This window comes from Paenibacillus sp. JDR-2 (assembly GCF_000023585.1).
Classification (GTDB): domain Bacteria; phylum Bacillota; class Bacilli; order Paenibacillales; family Paenibacillaceae; genus Pristimantibacillus.
On record NC_012914.1, the window covers coordinates 210,001 to 225,481 of the forward strand.

Consider the following 15,481-nt stretch of genomic DNA (forward strand, 5'->3'; position numbering starts at 1 on the left):
ACCCTGGGGATAACAGGCTTATCTCCCCCAAGAGTCCACATCGACGGGGAGGTTTGGCACCTCGATGTCGGCTCATCGCATCCTGGGGCTGAAGTAGGTCCCAAGGGTTGGGCTGTTCGCCCATTAAAGCGGTACGCGAGCTGGGTTCAGAACGTCGTGAGACAGTTCGGTCCCTATCTGTCGCGGGCGCAGGAAATTTGAGAGGAGCTGTCCTTAGTACGAGAGGACCGGGATGGACGTACCGCTGGTGTACCAGTTGTTCCGCCAGGAGCACCGCTGGGTAGCCAAGTACGGACGGGATAAGCGCTGAAAGCATCTAAGCGTGAAGCCCCCCTCAAGATGAGATTTCCCAATTAGTAAGACCCCTTGAAGACGACGAGGTTGATAGGTTCGGGGTGGAAGCACAGCAATGTGTGGAGCTGACGAATACTAATCGGTCGAGGGCTTATCCTACAAACTTTATGAAGTATTAACTTCGTAAACATAAACCAGCTAATGTTTTGTGTGAATCATATTCAGTTACTTACGGTGTTTTATGTTTATAGCATAAATAAACACCCACCATGAAGTGGGTTTTTTATTGGGCTTTGCCTTTTTTCTTAATGTTCCCTGATAGCTCAGTTGGTAGAGCACTCGACTGTTAATCGAGTTGTCACAGGTTCGAGTCCTGTTCGGGGAGCCATATAGAGAGGTGTCCGAGTGGTCGAAGGAGCACGATTGGAAATCGTGTAGGCTCTAACCGGGTCTCGAGGGTTCGAATCCCTTCCTCTCTGCCATAAAACTTTTATTTTGATACGGCCCGTTGGTCAAGGGGTTAAGACACCTCCCTTTCACGGAGGTAACAGGGGTTCGAATCCCCTACGGGTCACCAATTTTACCCCAAAAAGTGAAGCAGCGCTTCGTAGGTTATTCCGATTATTTTTCGGGGACCCCGGGGTTATACAGTATGGAGGCTTAGCTCAGCTGGGAGAGCATCTGCCTTACAAGCAGAGGGTCGGGGGTTCGATCCCCTCAGCCTCCACCATATATGTTTTACAATGACGCGGGGTGGAGCAGCTCGGTAGCTCGTCGGGCTCATAACCCGAAGGCCGCAGGTTCAAATCCTGCCCCCGCAACCAAAACTTTATCTTCGGTTTGTACCGAGAATTCGATGTGGAGCTGTGGTGTAGAGGCCTAACATGCCTGCCTGTCACGCAGGAGACCGCGGGTTCGAATCCCGTCAGCTCCGCCATTTAATCAAACATCAGGCTCGGTAGCTCAGTTGGTAGAGCAGAGGACTGAAAATCCTCGTGTCGGCGGTTCGATTCCGTCCCGAGCCACCATGTTAGATGGTTGGAAAAGTTAATATGCCGGTGTAGCTCAGTTGGTAGAGCAACTGACTTGTAATCAGTAGGTCGTGGGTTCGACTCCTATCGCCGGCACCATTTTTACGGAGGGTTAGCGAAGTGGCCAAACGCGGGAGACTGTAAATCTCTTCCTAACGGTTCGGTGGTTCGAATCCATCACCCTCCACCATTTTTTCTTTGAGAGCCATTAGCTCAGTTGGTAGAGCACCTGACTTTTAATCAGGGTGTCGAAGGTTCGAGTCCTTCATGGCTCACTTTACCTTGCTTTTCGCGGTTGTGGTGGAACGGCAGACACGCTATCTTGAGGGGGTAGTGCCCACCGGGCGTATGGGTTCAAGTCCCATCAACCGCACCATACGATTTGAAATTACGGAGCCTTGCTAAGCAAGGCTCTTTTTGTTTTTCTCGAAATGGATGTTGAGCTGCTTCGGATAGGATGCAAATAATTTTTCCTCGCAAATTGTAAGCGCTTAATCGATGAGAAGTTCAATTTTTGAACAGTTATATCAGTCAAAAAATTGAACATGGAATTAACGATAAATTGAATTGCAGGTATTCGGCCCAGACGGTATAATGCATCATCACCATATGGCATCGATTTCATTATAAAAAGCGAGGGGTAGCATGATCGGTTGGACTAGCTCTACACAAGTTGGCCAAGTATTACGGATGGAAGAGAGGATTCGGATATTTGGAGTAATAGATGTTTCCGTCTTTCCGGTGGTTAAGAGTCAGAAAGGTCCGCAGCCATGAAGTTAATGAAGTGGCTATTCGTCAACCGGAGTATCCGGACAAAGATTGTATGGAGCAGCGTGATCACGTCACTCGTTCCGATGCTTGTGCTGTCTTATCTCTTTTACGAATCAAGCACGAAATCGCTGGAACGCACGATGTACCGCAGTACCAGCCAGAATGCGCAGTATGTGGCCGGCTACTTGAATCAATATTTCCGCGACCTGTCATCTTCAGCCCTGCAGGTGTACGGCTTCCCCCGTGTCATGAATTTGATGGAGCACGGCCGTAACGTGAATGACGAGGATTTCTTTGCTCTTGGCGAGTCGCTGAAGAGCTACTATGCGCTTGTCTCCAATAAGAACAAGGATAACGTCATTAAAATCATGATTTTTGGCAAGGACAATAAGCTAAAGGAATTTTGGTCGAGAGCTGCCAGTTATGATGCTATCCCTCTTAACGAGAGCATCCCCCATTACGAGGACATGCTCGATTTGCCGTTTCAGAACTCACTCTCCTTTTCCTACAGGGATTCTTCGTTTAAGCAGGACTTTTTCGTATTTGCCATTACGATATACGATCCGTTCTACCATAGTAAAATCGGCACGCTTGTCTTTTACATTCAGATGAAGGAGCTTACTAAAGTCATTGAGGCAAATAATCAATCTCCGAATGTAATCGTGCTGCGTAACTCCAGGGGCGAGACCTTCTACCATACGAGCGACAAATACGATGGTATCGTGCCTACATTTGATGCACCGGATATACGGATGAAAAATAAACCGAAGGAGCTTCGATTCGAACAGCGCCAGGATCTGCTTGTCAGCACTTCCTATCTGGATAACGGCAACTCGACGCTGACCATTATCTATCCGAACGAAGAGCTGGCTCGCCATCGCAACAATACACTCTTAATCGCCATTGGGGCAGTGGTGTTTGCCGTAGTGTGTATCTCGCTGCTGTCGCTTTTTGCCCAGCAATATTTGACCCGACCTATTAAACGACTTGGCCAGGCGATGAAAAAGGTGCGCAACGGCAACTTCCACGTCACGCTGTCACAGCCGTATCGTTATCGGGATGATATATCCGAGCTGACCCGAAGCTTCAACTTCATGACAGAAAAAATACGGGAGCTGATCGAGCAGCGTTACCAGATGCAGCTTCGGAACAAAGAAGCTCAGCTGCTTGCTCTGCAAATGCAGATTAACCCGCACTTTTTGTACAATACGCTGCAAACGATAGGCGGTAAGGCCGTACTGATCGGGGATTATGAGATTCCGGAGATGTGCCGTTCTCTTGGCGACTTGTTCCGCTACAGCTTCTATGAGGGAAATACGGAGTCCACGGTTCGGCAGGAGCTGGCGCATGTCGGCAACTATTTGTATATCCAGCAGTTTCGGTTCGAGGAGTCGCTGCGCATGGAATTTGACGTGCCGGAATCGTTAATGGAGGCCTCCACGATTCGTTTCGTTATGCAGCCGATTATAGAGAATGCCGTCATACACGCACTTGGCGGTCCGGATGACGGGCAGCTGCTCATTCGAGTCAAGGCTGAAACGGATGAAGGAACAATTGTATTATCCGTCAGCGACAACGGTCCGGGTATAGCCCCAGACAAGCTGGCGGTGCTGCGCAACGACATGGAGAAGAAGTCGATGGAAGTATTCTCGGGGGTCTCGATTGGGTTAAAAAACGTTCACGAACGCATACGGCTTGCATACGGCGATTCGTATGGCCTCGAATTGGACAGCAAGCTGGGCGAAGGGACGGTTATTCGTATCCGAATTCCATGCAGAAAGCGGGGAGAATCTCATGTTTAAGGTAATGGTCGTTGATGACGAGCCGTGGGGGCGCAAATCGGTTGGCAAAATGATAGATGAGCTGCAGCTGGATGTCGAGGTTGTCGCGGAAGCCCGAAACGGAGCGGAAGCGCTTGAGCTCATCCCGGTTAGCAAGCCCCATATCATCGTAACGGATATGAATATGCCGGTCATGAACGGCCAGCAGTTCCTCGAGCAATTGTATCACCGTTACAACCATATTAAGGTTGTCGTGATCAGCGGTCATTCGCAATTCGAATATATGAAGGCGGCTGTCGCCTACCAGGCATGCGAATACGTGCTTAAGCCGGTGTCGCATGCAGATCTGAAGGATGCGATGGTCAAGGCTATACAGGCCAGCCGCAGCCATATGAGCGTCGAGCAGCGCCAGCAATTCGCAAACGAAATGCGCAAGCTGCGTACCGAGACGTTTCTGCAAAACGTGACGGGACGGCGAATAGTGGGCAACGCCGATATCGTCTCCCAAGCAGCGGAGCTTCTCACGAGTCCGGCTACAGGCCGCTACCGGCTTGCCGTCTGCATGCTTCGACGATTTCGCGAGCTCGCGGAAACCAAGTTCAACGGCAATGCGGATCTGCTTATGTTTAGTATCGAAAATATGATGAACGAATTGACGAGCGGCGCGCCGCTATACGTATTCAAATCGGACGACCGTCAGCGTCTTTGCCTGCTGCTGTCAGAGCCGTCTATGGACGGCGGGACCGTGCGGGAAATGCTGCTGCCCTTCCATGAGACAACGAGCCGTATGCTGCAGCTCTATGCCGTTGTTGGATTAAGCGATCCGCGCGAACGACTGGACCAATTGCCGGAGGCTTTTGAGGAAGCGAGCGAACGTCTGTACGGCAGCACGCTGCGAGGAACCGAGTTCTCCGTAATGTCTGCCGGTACGCCTCATGAGCGTGGCGAGATGCTCGGCGGATTCGACGCGAAGCTGCTGCAGCAAGCGATCGTCGGCGGACAAACGGCTTCGGTTCGCAGAATGCTTGGCGAGTTTGCGCGCAAAGCGGAGATGTCGGAATCGCTGACCATTCGGAGCGCGCAGAAGGAGCTGCGCAAGCTTGGCGCTGCCGCCGGAAGCGAGTGGCCGGCTATTACGACGGCTAGTCCGCTGCTGGCTGATCAACGCGCGATCGATAGCGTAATGACGCTCTCCGCGCTTCACGCCTACGTGGCGGAGCTGTCGGCGGCGATAGAAGCGCATATACGCGCAAGGGCTTCTTCGAGTGATGCGTCTAATCCCATGAGCGAGATTGTGGCGTATTTGGACGGGCATTATTTTGAAGATGTTGGCCTGATCGACATGGCAACCCGCTATCACATGGACCCGAGCTACTTGAGCCGGCAATTCAAAGCCGCAACCGGGGTAAATTTCATTGAATACGTAACGCGAAAGCGAATGGAGAAGGCGTGCGAGCTGCTCCGCGAATCCGACCGCAAAGTAAGCGATATCGCCGAGCTGGTCGGTTACGAGAATCAGAGGTATTTTAGCCAGGTATTCAAGAAATTTACCGGACAGACTCCATCGGAATTCCGGGAGTTGCCGTTGTCCGTATCCCAGCCTGCAAAAAATTGAACATCGCATCTCCAATTTATTTTATTCCTGCAGACGCGAACAATCAGTAAACTGAGCATCAGGACGAACGAGAACGCTCGATCCGAGAACATCAGACAAAGGGGATATGAATATGAACAAGAAACTCGGCCTTGGTCTCAGCGTTGCCATGATGACCGCGCTGCTGAGCGCTTGTGGCGGAAATAACGGCAATAATGCCGCAAGCCCGGCCAATACGGCTTCGGCGCCCGCCAACTCGGCAACGGAATCGGCGAGCGCGCCGGCAACGGAAGATACCGAACCGGTTACGATCTCGTTCATGCATTTCAAGAGTGACGCGACGGACGGCATTAACAAAATCGTCGAGCAGTTCGAAGCGGAAAATCCGAATATCAAAGTGGACGTACAGCCGGTCAAGTTCGACGACTACGCTACGCTGCTGAAGACAAAGCTCGCCAGCGGCGATATCGTCGACGTATTTACCTTAAACGCGGGCAGCACGACCAAGCTGTACAAGGACGGCGGTTACCTGGAAGACTTGACCGACCAGGAATTTATGAAAACCTTCGATCCGGGCGTGCTCGCCGAGCAAGCGACGGACGGCCGTAACTACATCATGCCGCTGAACGCGGGACCAATCGCCGTTTTTTATAACAAGAAAATTTTCGCCGATCTCGGTATCGAGATTCCAACGACCTACGATGCGCTTATCGCGGCGGCGCAAAAAATCAAAGACTCGGGCAAAACGCCGTTTGCGCTTGGCTGGAAAGACGGCTGGCCGCTTGGCATGTGGCTGAGCCGCGACTTCCCGAGCAACACGGTGCTCGTTGACAAGCAGACCGACTTCTTCGACAAGCTGGAGAAGGGTGAAGCGAAATTCGCTGATAACCCGGCAACGAAGACGACGATTCAACATGCACTCGACATGTTCAAATACGGCAACAAAGACCAGCTGGGCGTTGATTACAACGGTGCTGTCGACATGTTCGCCCGTGAAGAAGCCGCCATGATGTACATGGGCACTTGGCCGCTGCCGGACATCGAGAAGAAAAATCCGGAGCTGTTCGCAACCGGCATGGGTTACTTCCCGTATCCGTTCAGCAATGATCCGGCTCTTAACAAGCTGGAGTTCAACCCGGATGCATCAGTAGCGGTGAACAGCAAGTCCGAGCATAAGGAAGCCGCCATGAAATTCCTTGCTTACTTGGCTAGCGTCCCTGCGGCAAATACATGGGTAGAGAACGTGAAGACGTTGACTTACGTAAAAGGAGCTTCGGCAGATATCGCTCCCGCCGTCTCGGAGTTGAAGCCTTACTTCGATAACGGTCAGTTGTACAACTCGCAAGTGTATATTACAACAACGATTGACTGGACGACGCAGTTCTCCCAATATGTGCAAAAAGTATTTTTCAACAAGGCAACGGCAGACGACATCATTAAGGATCTCGACGATTGGGTTGCCAAAAACCATAAATAATAGAGGACTGGCGACGCGAACGGCATAGGTACAGCCTATGCCGTTCCTTTCGGAAAGGAGAGAAAGCTGATGGAAGTCTTGAAAAAAACGATTCGACGCGAGATGTGGTACATTCTGTTCCTTGTTCCGGGCGTGCTGTTGTTCACGTTCGCCGTTATCTTACCTTTCGTAACGGGGATACGTTATTCGTTCACGAACTGGGACGGCATTTCCCGCAAGTTGACTTATATTGGCTGGGACAATTACGTGAATGCGCTCCAGGACGCCGATCTGTGGACGGTTCTTGGCAACACGTTCAAATATGCGATCATTCTTACGCTGCTCGTCAATCTTGTTGCTCTTCTGTTTGCGCTGCTGCTCGACAGCTACTTGCCGCTGCGGAATTTGTTCCGCACGATTTTCTTTTTGCCAAGCGTTATTTCGGTTATACTCGCCGGCTTCATCTGGAGCTATAACTACAGCCAAGGGTTTCCGAGGCTGCTCGCCCATCTCGGGATGGACGTAACCAGTCCGTTGGGCAATCCCGATCGCGCGCTGTACGGTCTCATCATCATCGCCGTCTGGCAGGGTATTGGCGCGCCGATGATCATCTATATTGCTGGCCTACAGGGTATTCCGGCCGAGTTGTCGGAAAGCGCGCGCATCGACGGAGCAGGGCCGCTCCGGGTATTCCGCAACGTTACGCTGCCGCTGCTTGCGCCGTCGGTGACGATTAACATGCTGCTCGTCCTGACCGGTTCGCTGAAAGTATTCGATCTCGTGCTTGTTACGACAAACGGCGGGCCGGGCTTTGCTACCGAGGTTATCTCGACGTTTATTTATAAAAACGCGTTCTCCTCGTTTAAAGCAGGGTACGGCATGGCGCTATCAATGATCTTCTTTGTTATTCTGGTCATCGTAACGGTCGTGCAAGTGACGATATTCAGAAAGCGGGAGGTGGAGATGTAATGAGAAGCACGCGATTGCTTGTGTTTATTGCCGTTGCGGCGGTTGCCGCCGTGTTTCTGTTTCCGCTCTACGTCGCCGTGCTTATGGCGCTCAAATCGGCGAAGCAGACCTTTGATTCCTTTTACGCACTGCCGTCATCCCTGGATTTAGCTAACTTCTACCATGCCTGGGATACGTCAAAGTACCCGACCGCGTTTCTGAACAGCGTAATCATCACTGCCCTTTCGGTACTGCTTATCCTGGTTATTTCCGCCTTGAGCGGGTACGCGATTGCGCGCGGCAACAAGCCGCTGTACAACTTCTTTTTCCTGTTGTTTCTTTCGGGTATGATGGTGCCTTTCCAAGTAACGATGCTTCCGCTCTACCAGCTGGGCAAATCGCTTGATATGCTGAACAATTACTGGGGAATCGTCGTGATCTACGGCGGATTCGGCGTTCAGTCCGGGGTTCTGTTCTTTACCGGCTTCGTGCGGGGCATCTCCCGCGAGATAGAAGAGGCCGCCCGCATTGACGGCTGCTCTACGCCGGGTATTTTCATCCGTATCGTTATGCCGCTGCTGAAGCCCGTGACCGCAACGGTGCTTGTGCTGAACGCGCTCTATATCTGGAACGACTTCTTGCTGCCGTTACTCTACCTGCAGAACAAAGACTTCCGGACGATACCGCTGCAGCAGTACTTCTTCTTCGGGCAGTACAGCAGCGATTTGAACCTTGCGTTCGCGTATGCGGTAATGGGGCTTATCCCGATTATCGTCTTCTTCCTATTCATGCAGCGTTTCATTATCAAAGGAATTGCCGCCGGGGCGATCAAAGGCTGACGCGCAACGAAGCTGAGAATCGGCTAAGCAAAAAAGCGGACATCGATCACACAAAAAATTGGATTATTTTGGTTTGGCGACTGTCGTACAATGGGTGGCGAGAGCAGGGTTGTCTGCTCATCACCACTCATTAGGAGGGAAAATAATGAGAAAGAATGGCATGAAGGTTATGCTGCTTCTCTCGCTGCTCCTGTCGGTATTGCTGCCTGTCGGCACCCGTACGACGTATGCGGCACCCGTGTCGATCTCTCAGACGGGCAATATTGTAAACGCTACCAACGGGACGATTACCGTTGCGTATGACCTGTCCACGGGTAAAGGCACGTTCAAGGAAGGCAGCACAACACTCATCAGCGATTTTTACTCCGACTATGCGATCAGCGGAAGCTCAACCAGATACAAGTCGACCGATTCGGCGACCCGGACCGCAAGCTGGACGACAACCGGTAACGACGGTTATGGCACAAGCGGCAAGCTGCTGACGATTACGAACGCGCTTGCTTCGGGATCCACGATAACGCTGCGTATCACCATGTACGAGAACCGTTCCTATATCCTCTCGGATATGACGGTTAGCAAAGGGACTTCGCAAACCATCGACTTCCTTGAACCAATCGCGGCGAGCAATCTCGACATCGGCACCGGCAGCGACAAGCGCATTTATACGACTCCTTATACGAACAACTACGATTTTGGCGTAGCGCAGGTCAACGATTTCGGCAACAGCCAGAACGGCGACGACCGTCCTTACGGTGCGGGCGAAACATGGTCGGCGTTCAACGGCAAGAGCTACTGGGTTGCGGCCATGTTCGACAATGCAAGCAAGAAGGGCGTCGTCGCCGGTGCGGCTACGACAAAGACGTGGAAGAGCATGCAATACCTGGCCCCGGCCAGCACGGCAAACGGTCCGCTTACCGGATTTTCGGTCTACAACGCCGGCGGGAAAAAAAGCGGTACATCCGTGCAGAGCGATAAGTTCTTCCTCGGTTATTTCACGGACTACCGCGACGGACTGGAGACGTTTGGCCAAGCTTACGCCGTTGGCGAGCCAAAGCTGAATTGGACCGGCGATGTGCCGATCGGCTTTAACACATGGTACGCGTATTACGCTTACGGCACGGCGGATGCGATGCTTCCGACAACGGATTACTTCTACACCCATCTGAAGTCGCTTGGATACAACTATATGAATCTCGACTGCTGCTATAAGGGCGTGCCTAGCAAGACGCCGGTGCAGAATCTGAAGGACTTCGCCGATTACGTGCACAGCAAAGGGATGAAGGCCGGTACATATTCCGCTCCGTTTGCAATCTTTGATCCCCTGACGGATACGGTGCCGACAACTTCGTATACGTTTGGCGACATTGCGCTTAAGGATGCTTCCGGCAATCCGATCAAGTCGTACATTAATACGTACATCGTGGATGCCACTCATCCCGGCGGTCAAGCTTACTTGCGGTGGATCATGCAGACGCAGCATATCGATCCGGGCTTTGATTACGTCAAGCTCGACTTTATCGACCTCGGCATGTATGAAGGCAGCTTCTACGATTCCACGAAGAACGGGATGGAAGCCTACCGGATCGGCATGCAGGTCATGCGGGATACCTTGCTCGCAGCGCCTCAGGCCATTTATATCAACGAATCGATAGCACCGCTGCTGCCATCGGGTTACGCGCATGGACGCAGAACGGGCGTCGATACGACAATCGGACTGGAATCGTATCCCGGCATCGAGCGCCAGGCGCTTAACACGGCAGCTTCCTGGTGGACGAACGGTACGTTGTATTCGTACAACGACCCCGACATGCTCTTCCCGGAAAGCGTGATCGACGGCTTCAATAAGGTAACGCTGAACGAAGGAACGCTGCTGTCCACGGCCATTATCATGGGAGGCGGCCATCTCCTTATCGGCGACAACGTGCCGTTTATATCGGAGGACCGGATGAAGACGCTGTTCAACTCCGATCTGCTTAATCTGGTGAAGGCCGGCAAGGCGGCCCGTCCGGTGTCGATGACGAACTTCTACCATAAGCTCGAACATCCTCCGACCGCGGTCTACTTGACGGCGGCGAACGGCGACAAATACGTTGGGCTATCCAACTGGGATATGAACAATTCGCAGAATGCATCGGTTGCGTTCAGCGATCTCGGTCTCAGCTCGAGTACGACCTATACGCTGACCGAGCTATACAGCAAAACGAAGCTTGGCACATACTCCGGCAGCTACAGCCGCACGCTGAAGCCGGGCGAATCGGTTATCGTGCGCGTCTCCGCGCAATCCAGCGCATGGCCGACGGCTACCGCGAATCTTGCCTCCGGCAAGGCTGCGACCGCGTCGTCAACCTGGTCCGCGCAAGCTGGTTATGAGGCTTCCAAGGTGACGGACGGCAGCCAAGCGACGAGGTGGAGCGGGGAGAGCGGCACGGCCAACAACCAGTGGATCGAGGTTGACTTTGGTTCCGCCACTAGCGTTAACCGGGTTGTCGTGAACGAGTACGCTTACGGCAGCCAGAACTTCCAGATCGATACGTACGCCCTGCAATACTGGAACGGCTCGAGCTATGTGAACCTGACGAAGGGCTTCACGATCGGCGACCGGCGGGTGTTCGACTTTCCTACCGTAAATACGTCCAAAATCCGGCTGTATATAAATAAAGCTAGGTTTATTCCGTCCATAAACGAGATCGAAGCCTATAACGTCAGCGGCAATACGGGTTACGTTATCGATCAGGACAACAGCAATGCCTCGTACTCCGCGTACTCGGACATTCGCGCGGGCATTCAAAGGATGCAGACGTTTACGCTAACCCAGCCGAGCCTGCCGAGACTGGATGTCTACTTGTACGAAAGCTATGTGAACAAGGTACCGGAGGATAACTATTATTTGGATATTGTTCAGCTCGACGCGAACAACAATCCGGTGCAAAAGCTGTTCAGCGCTTCGCTGAATCCGAACAATATTCCGGGAGCAGCGACGCCTTACGCGGTATATCCGCGTCTGACGGGGCTGGACACCACGAAGAAGTACGGGCTTATTCTCCGCTCTCCGCAGACGCTTGACGACAACTCGACTAACAACAAATACGGTTTCGCTTACAGCGACAGCAATCCGTATGCAGGCGGGCTCGAGCGGCTGTCGACGAACGGAGGGGCTACCTGGACGACGGAGAACAGCGGCAATCGCGATTTGATCTTTACGATCTACAAGTAACAAAGGCTGTATAGCCGCTTAAAAAGGTGCCCCGCAGACAGGCGATACGGCTGTCCCGGGGGCCTTTTTTGCCGTTGAAGGGAGCCGTGAAGCCTATGAAAAATAACTGTTGCATAACCCCGAATGATGGGATATAATCTTCATTACGCGTTAGAAAAATGCGGTCATGGCGGAATTGGCAGACGCGCTAGATTCAGGTTCTAGTGTCAGCAATGACGTGGAGGTTCGAGTCCTCTTGACCGCACCATACGCGGAAGTGGCTCAGCGGTAGAGCATCGCCTTGCCAAGGCGAGGGTCGCGGGTTCGATTCCCGTCTTCCGCTCCACGGGATGTAGCTCAGCTTGGTAGAGCACCTGGTTTGGGACCAGGGGGTCGCATGTTCAAATCGTGTCATCCCGACCATTCTTTTAATTATACGGATATCGAACATACGGAAGCCTTTTATCTGCGAAGATAGGAGGCTTTTTTTTGCGTGCAGATAGCCGAAAAGAGCAATGAAGCGAATCCAAAAGGATTTAGGCGGAATTTGTCGAATGATATCCTGTCGAAAGATAGAGGAGAGAGGGGTGGCCAAGTGGATACAAGACAATGGATGTCGGTTTTGCTCTGCGTGGCAACGGCGCTTATGCTGTTTGTTGCAGTGCTCTCCTATCAACGGAGGCATATGCCGGCGGCGCGAACGATGATCTGCATGATGGTCGCGGCTTCCTTTTATGCAATTGGCTACGCCTTCGAAATTCTAAGCGAAGATTTAATGAACGTGAAGCTGAGCTATCAGCTTGAATATTTGGGCATCCCGTTCGTCTCCGGGTTCTGGCTGCTGATCGTCTTCCAGTTCACGGGCTTTGCGGCGCGGCATCGGAAACAGGCGGCGCTTGCGGTATTTCTCATCCCGGCGGCCACTTACCTGCTGTACCAGACGAACGACTGGCATCATCTCGTTTACCGGCAATTTTACCCAAACTTAGACGGCTCGGTACCCGTATACAACACGGTCAAAGGCCCGTGGTATTCCGTTCATGCCGTCTATAACTATACGATCCTTCTGTTTGGCATCCTGCTCTTTATCCCCATGTACCTTCGCGCCGTTCCTATCGTCCGCAAGCAGATCGTTATCCTCGTCGTTGGAGCGGCGGGACCTATCCTTTTCAATATTGCCTATATGTTTAACAAAGAGATCGACTTCACGCCTCTCGGCTTCGCATTGTCCGGCCTTGTCTATGCATGGGGGATATACCGTTTCCGGCTGCTACGGCTGACGCCGCTCGCTTACGCAAAGATGTTCGACACGATTCGGGACGGCGTCATCCTGCTGGATTACGAGAATCAGATCGTAAGCCGCAACGGAGCGGCAACGGAGGTGTACCCCGAGCTATCCGGCATGGACGGAGCTAGCGTACCGGCACGCGAGCTGCTCGGGGCGACTCCGGCGCTGCTTGGCAGGCTGGAAGAGACTGATTGCCTGGATGCGCGATTTCCGCTGGAGCGAATGCTGAACGGGCGGACCCGGCATTATATTTGCAGCTTGACCTACATCTACGATACCGGAGCCGCTCCCATAGGGAAAATGATCATGCTTAGCGACGTGACGGAGCTTAAGGAGAACGAGGATCGGCTGCGCGAGAAGTCGGAGAGGCTTACGCAGCTCAATGCCTTCAAGGATAAGCTGTTTACGGTGATGGCTCACGATATTCGCGATCCGATTGCCCTTCTCGTCAGCTTGACGGAGCTTCTCGAGTCCGAGGCTATCGAGCCGGACCTGACGAAGAACGAGGTCTTGCCCGAGATTAAGAAGCAGGTTCGGGAAACGTTTGATCTTGTCGACAATCTCTTGGATTGGTACCGCAGCCAGAACGGCAGAATCGCTTTCCGTCCGCTTAACTGGAACCTGCAGCAGGTCGTTCGGCAAGCCTTATCGCTGTCCGGCGCAAGGGCAGCGATGAAGCAGATACGGATTGAAGAGCGGATTGACGAGAAGTTGGCGGTATCCGCCGATAAGGAGATGCTGGACCTGATCTTCCGCAATCTGCTGGCTAACGCCGTCAAGCACACCGGTATCGGCGGGCGAATCGAGATTGGCGCGGCTTTGGAAAGGGATAAGGTGACCGTATACGTGAAGGATAACGGCAGCGGAATCGATGAAGAAACGGTGATGCTGCTTAGGCGGGATGAGCTGTTCTTCAAGGAACCGGGCTTCGCAAGCGGAGAGGACGGCGGCGAGATGCGTTTTGGTCTCGTGCTGACCCGGGAGTTTCTCCGCATGCACGGCGGAAGCCTATGGTTCGAGAGCAGGGTTGGGGAAGGAACGACTTTCTCCTTCACGCTGCCGGGCTTCGCAAGCCATGAGGAAAGTGCGAATAACGCAGACAGAGAAAGAATGGCGGTGACGATAAATGAAAGCGGTATTGGTTGACGATGAGCCGGTTATGCATCTCATTATGAGAAAGATGCTGGAGAAGTACTCGGAGCTGACCATTGTCGGCTCCTTCTCGAACGCGAAGGAGGCGGAGGCGTTCCTGGACGCGAACGAGGATATCGACCTGGCGTTTTTGGATATTTCCATGCCGGGCGGATCCGGGCTTGCGATCGCATCCAAGCTGGGGGATAAGGGAAGGAAGACGCAAGTCGTTTTTGTCACCTCCCATAAAGACTTTGCGCTGGAGGCTTTCGAGCTGTCGGTGCTCGATTATTTGGTGAAGCCGGTTACCCAGGAACGGCTTGGGCGAACGGTTAGCCGGGCGCTGTCAAGCCGTAAGCCGGCACAGCTGACGCCTGCGTCGGAGCCGTCCGCCCGGGTAAACGCGATTCCTGTCATCATCACGGCGCTTGGGGATTTCTCCGTCCGAAACGATAAGGGACGAGTGAAATGGATCTCCAGCAAAAGCGCGGAGCTGTTCGCCTATCTGCTGCTGAACAGCGGCAAACGGATTTCCCGTCACCGGCTGCTGGCGGATATTTTCGCGGGAATGACCGGTTCGAACGCCGAGAAGTATCTGAATACGACCGTCTATCAGCTTCGCAAGTCGCTGGAGCCTATCGGATTGAGAGAAGCGGTGCGTTCGGAGAACGACGGCTATGCGCTTGAACTGGATGGGGCCGTCATCGATTACGAGACGTTTGAATACCGGCTAGGCGAGCTGGGGAAACTGGATGCCCGGAATATGGAGGAAGCGAGGAAAGCGGAGAGGCTTTACACAGGAGACCTGTTCGGCAGCAAATCCTACGTTTGGGCGATCCACGAGACAGAGCAATTGGCCGCGCGTTATTCGTCTTTTGTACAAGAGGCGGCCCAGGTTCTCCTGGAGATCGGGGATACGGCGGGGGCATCCAAGCTGCTCCTGAAGCTCCGGGACCGCAATCCGCTTGACGAGAAGCCGGTCGCCCTGCTCATGAAGAAGTGCGGGATGGAAGGCGATAAGAAGGGGCTGACCTCGCATTATACCGATTACGTCAAGATATTGGGCAAGGAGCTTGGCATCAAGCCTTCCAAGGAGCTGCTGTTTCTGTACGATTCTCTTGTAAAGGAAATATCCGGGCAGGAAAAATAATTTTT

8 protein-coding genes, 14 tRNA genes and 1 rRNA gene (1 of these 23 cut by a window edge) are annotated in these 15,481 nt (G+C 53.0%); all 23 read left to right on the forward strand.

From position 1 onward, the window contains the following. A 23S ribosomal RNA gene (locus tag PJDR2_RS01050) occupies positions 1-453 on the forward strand (it extends 2,479 nt beyond the left edge of the window). A 153-nt stretch (positions 454-606) separates the two neighbouring features. Next, positions 607-682, forward strand: a tRNA-Asn gene (locus tag PJDR2_RS01055). 3 nt (positions 683-685) lie between these two features. Beyond that, a tRNA-Ser gene (locus PJDR2_RS01060) sits at positions 686-776 on the forward strand. Between the two features lie 20 nt (positions 777-796). Continuing rightward, positions 797-871, forward strand: a tRNA-Glu gene (locus PJDR2_RS01065). 77 nt (positions 872-948) lie between these two features. After that, positions 949-1,024 (forward strand) — tRNA-Val (locus PJDR2_RS01070). Positions 1,025-1,041: 17 nt separating this feature from the next. Next, positions 1,042-1,118: transfer RNA gene (locus PJDR2_RS01075), tRNA-Met, on the forward strand. A 36-nt stretch (positions 1,119-1,154) separates the two neighbouring features. After that, positions 1,155-1,231, forward strand: a tRNA-Asp gene (locus tag PJDR2_RS01080). Positions 1,232-1,246: 15 nt separating this feature from the next. Then, positions 1,247-1,322, forward strand: a tRNA-Phe gene (locus PJDR2_RS01085). 26 nt (positions 1,323-1,348) lie between these two features. Beyond that, positions 1,349-1,424: transfer RNA gene (locus PJDR2_RS01090), tRNA-Thr, on the forward strand. Positions 1,425-1,431: 7 nt separating this feature from the next. Then, a tRNA-Tyr gene (locus tag PJDR2_RS01095) sits at positions 1,432-1,515 on the forward strand. 12 nt (positions 1,516-1,527) lie between these two features. Continuing rightward, positions 1,528-1,600: transfer RNA gene (locus tag PJDR2_RS01100), tRNA-Lys, on the forward strand. Positions 1,601-1,616: 16 nt separating this feature from the next. Continuing rightward, a tRNA-Leu gene (locus PJDR2_RS01105) sits at positions 1,617-1,701 on the forward strand. Positions 1,702-2,095: 394 nt separating this feature from the next. Then, a complete protein-coding gene (locus tag PJDR2_RS01110) occupies positions 2,096-3,898 on the forward strand; it encodes a sensor histidine kinase (RefSeq protein ID WP_012772191.1) in 1,803 nt (600 codons plus the stop codon). After that, positions 3,891-5,492, forward strand: a complete 1,602-nt coding sequence (locus PJDR2_RS01115; RefSeq protein ID WP_012772192.1) for a helix-turn-helix domain-containing protein — start codon at positions 3,891-3,893, stop codon at positions 5,490-5,492. Before PJDR2_RS01110 ends, PJDR2_RS01115 begins: the two co-directional genes overlap by 8 nt. 112 nt (positions 5,493-5,604) lie before the next feature. Beyond that, positions 5,605-6,948 (forward strand): ABC transporter substrate-binding protein, encoded by a 1,344-nt coding sequence (locus PJDR2_RS01120; RefSeq protein WP_012772193.1) that lies wholly within the window; start codon positions 5,605-5,607, stop codon positions 6,946-6,948. A 69-nt stretch (positions 6,949-7,017) separates the two neighbouring features. Then, positions 7,018-7,896 carry a carbohydrate ABC transporter permease gene (locus tag PJDR2_RS01125; protein ID WP_012772194.1) on the forward strand — a complete coding sequence of 293 codons (879 nt, stop codon included), beginning with the start codon at positions 7,018-7,020 and terminating at the stop codon, positions 7,894-7,896. Beyond that, the gene (locus PJDR2_RS01130) at positions 7,896-8,714 is read left to right on the forward strand and encodes a carbohydrate ABC transporter permease (protein ID WP_012772195.1); all 819 of its coding nucleotides are present in this window, start codon (positions 7,896-7,898) and stop codon (positions 8,712-8,714) included. The genes PJDR2_RS01125 and PJDR2_RS01130 overlap by 1 nt, the downstream gene beginning before the upstream one ends. A 145-nt stretch (positions 8,715-8,859) precedes the next feature. Then, the gene (locus PJDR2_RS01135) at positions 8,860-11,928 is read left to right on the forward strand and encodes a discoidin domain-containing protein (protein WP_012772196.1); all 3,069 of its coding nucleotides are present in this window, start codon (positions 8,860-8,862) and stop codon (positions 11,926-11,928) included. Positions 11,929-12,088: 160 nt separating this feature from the next. Beyond that, a tRNA-Leu gene (locus PJDR2_RS01140) sits at positions 12,089-12,175 on the forward strand. A 3-nt stretch (positions 12,176-12,178) separates the two neighbouring features. Further along, positions 12,179-12,253: transfer RNA gene (locus PJDR2_RS01145), tRNA-Gly, on the forward strand. Next, a tRNA-Pro gene (locus PJDR2_RS01150) sits at positions 12,254-12,330 on the forward strand. A gap of 172 nt (positions 12,331-12,502) precedes the next feature. Then, positions 12,503-14,341 carry a histidine kinase N-terminal 7TM domain-containing protein gene (locus PJDR2_RS31640; protein ID WP_150106407.1) on the forward strand — a complete coding sequence of 613 codons (1,839 nt, stop codon included), beginning with the start codon at positions 12,503-12,505 and terminating at the stop codon, positions 14,339-14,341. Then, positions 14,322-15,476: a response regulator gene (locus PJDR2_RS01160; RefSeq protein ID WP_012772198.1), complete on the forward strand. Its 1,155-nt coding sequence runs from the start codon at positions 14,322-14,324 to the stop codon at positions 15,474-15,476. The genes PJDR2_RS31640 and PJDR2_RS01160 overlap by 20 nt, the downstream gene beginning before the upstream one ends. Positions 15,477-15,481: the final 5 nt, after the last annotated feature.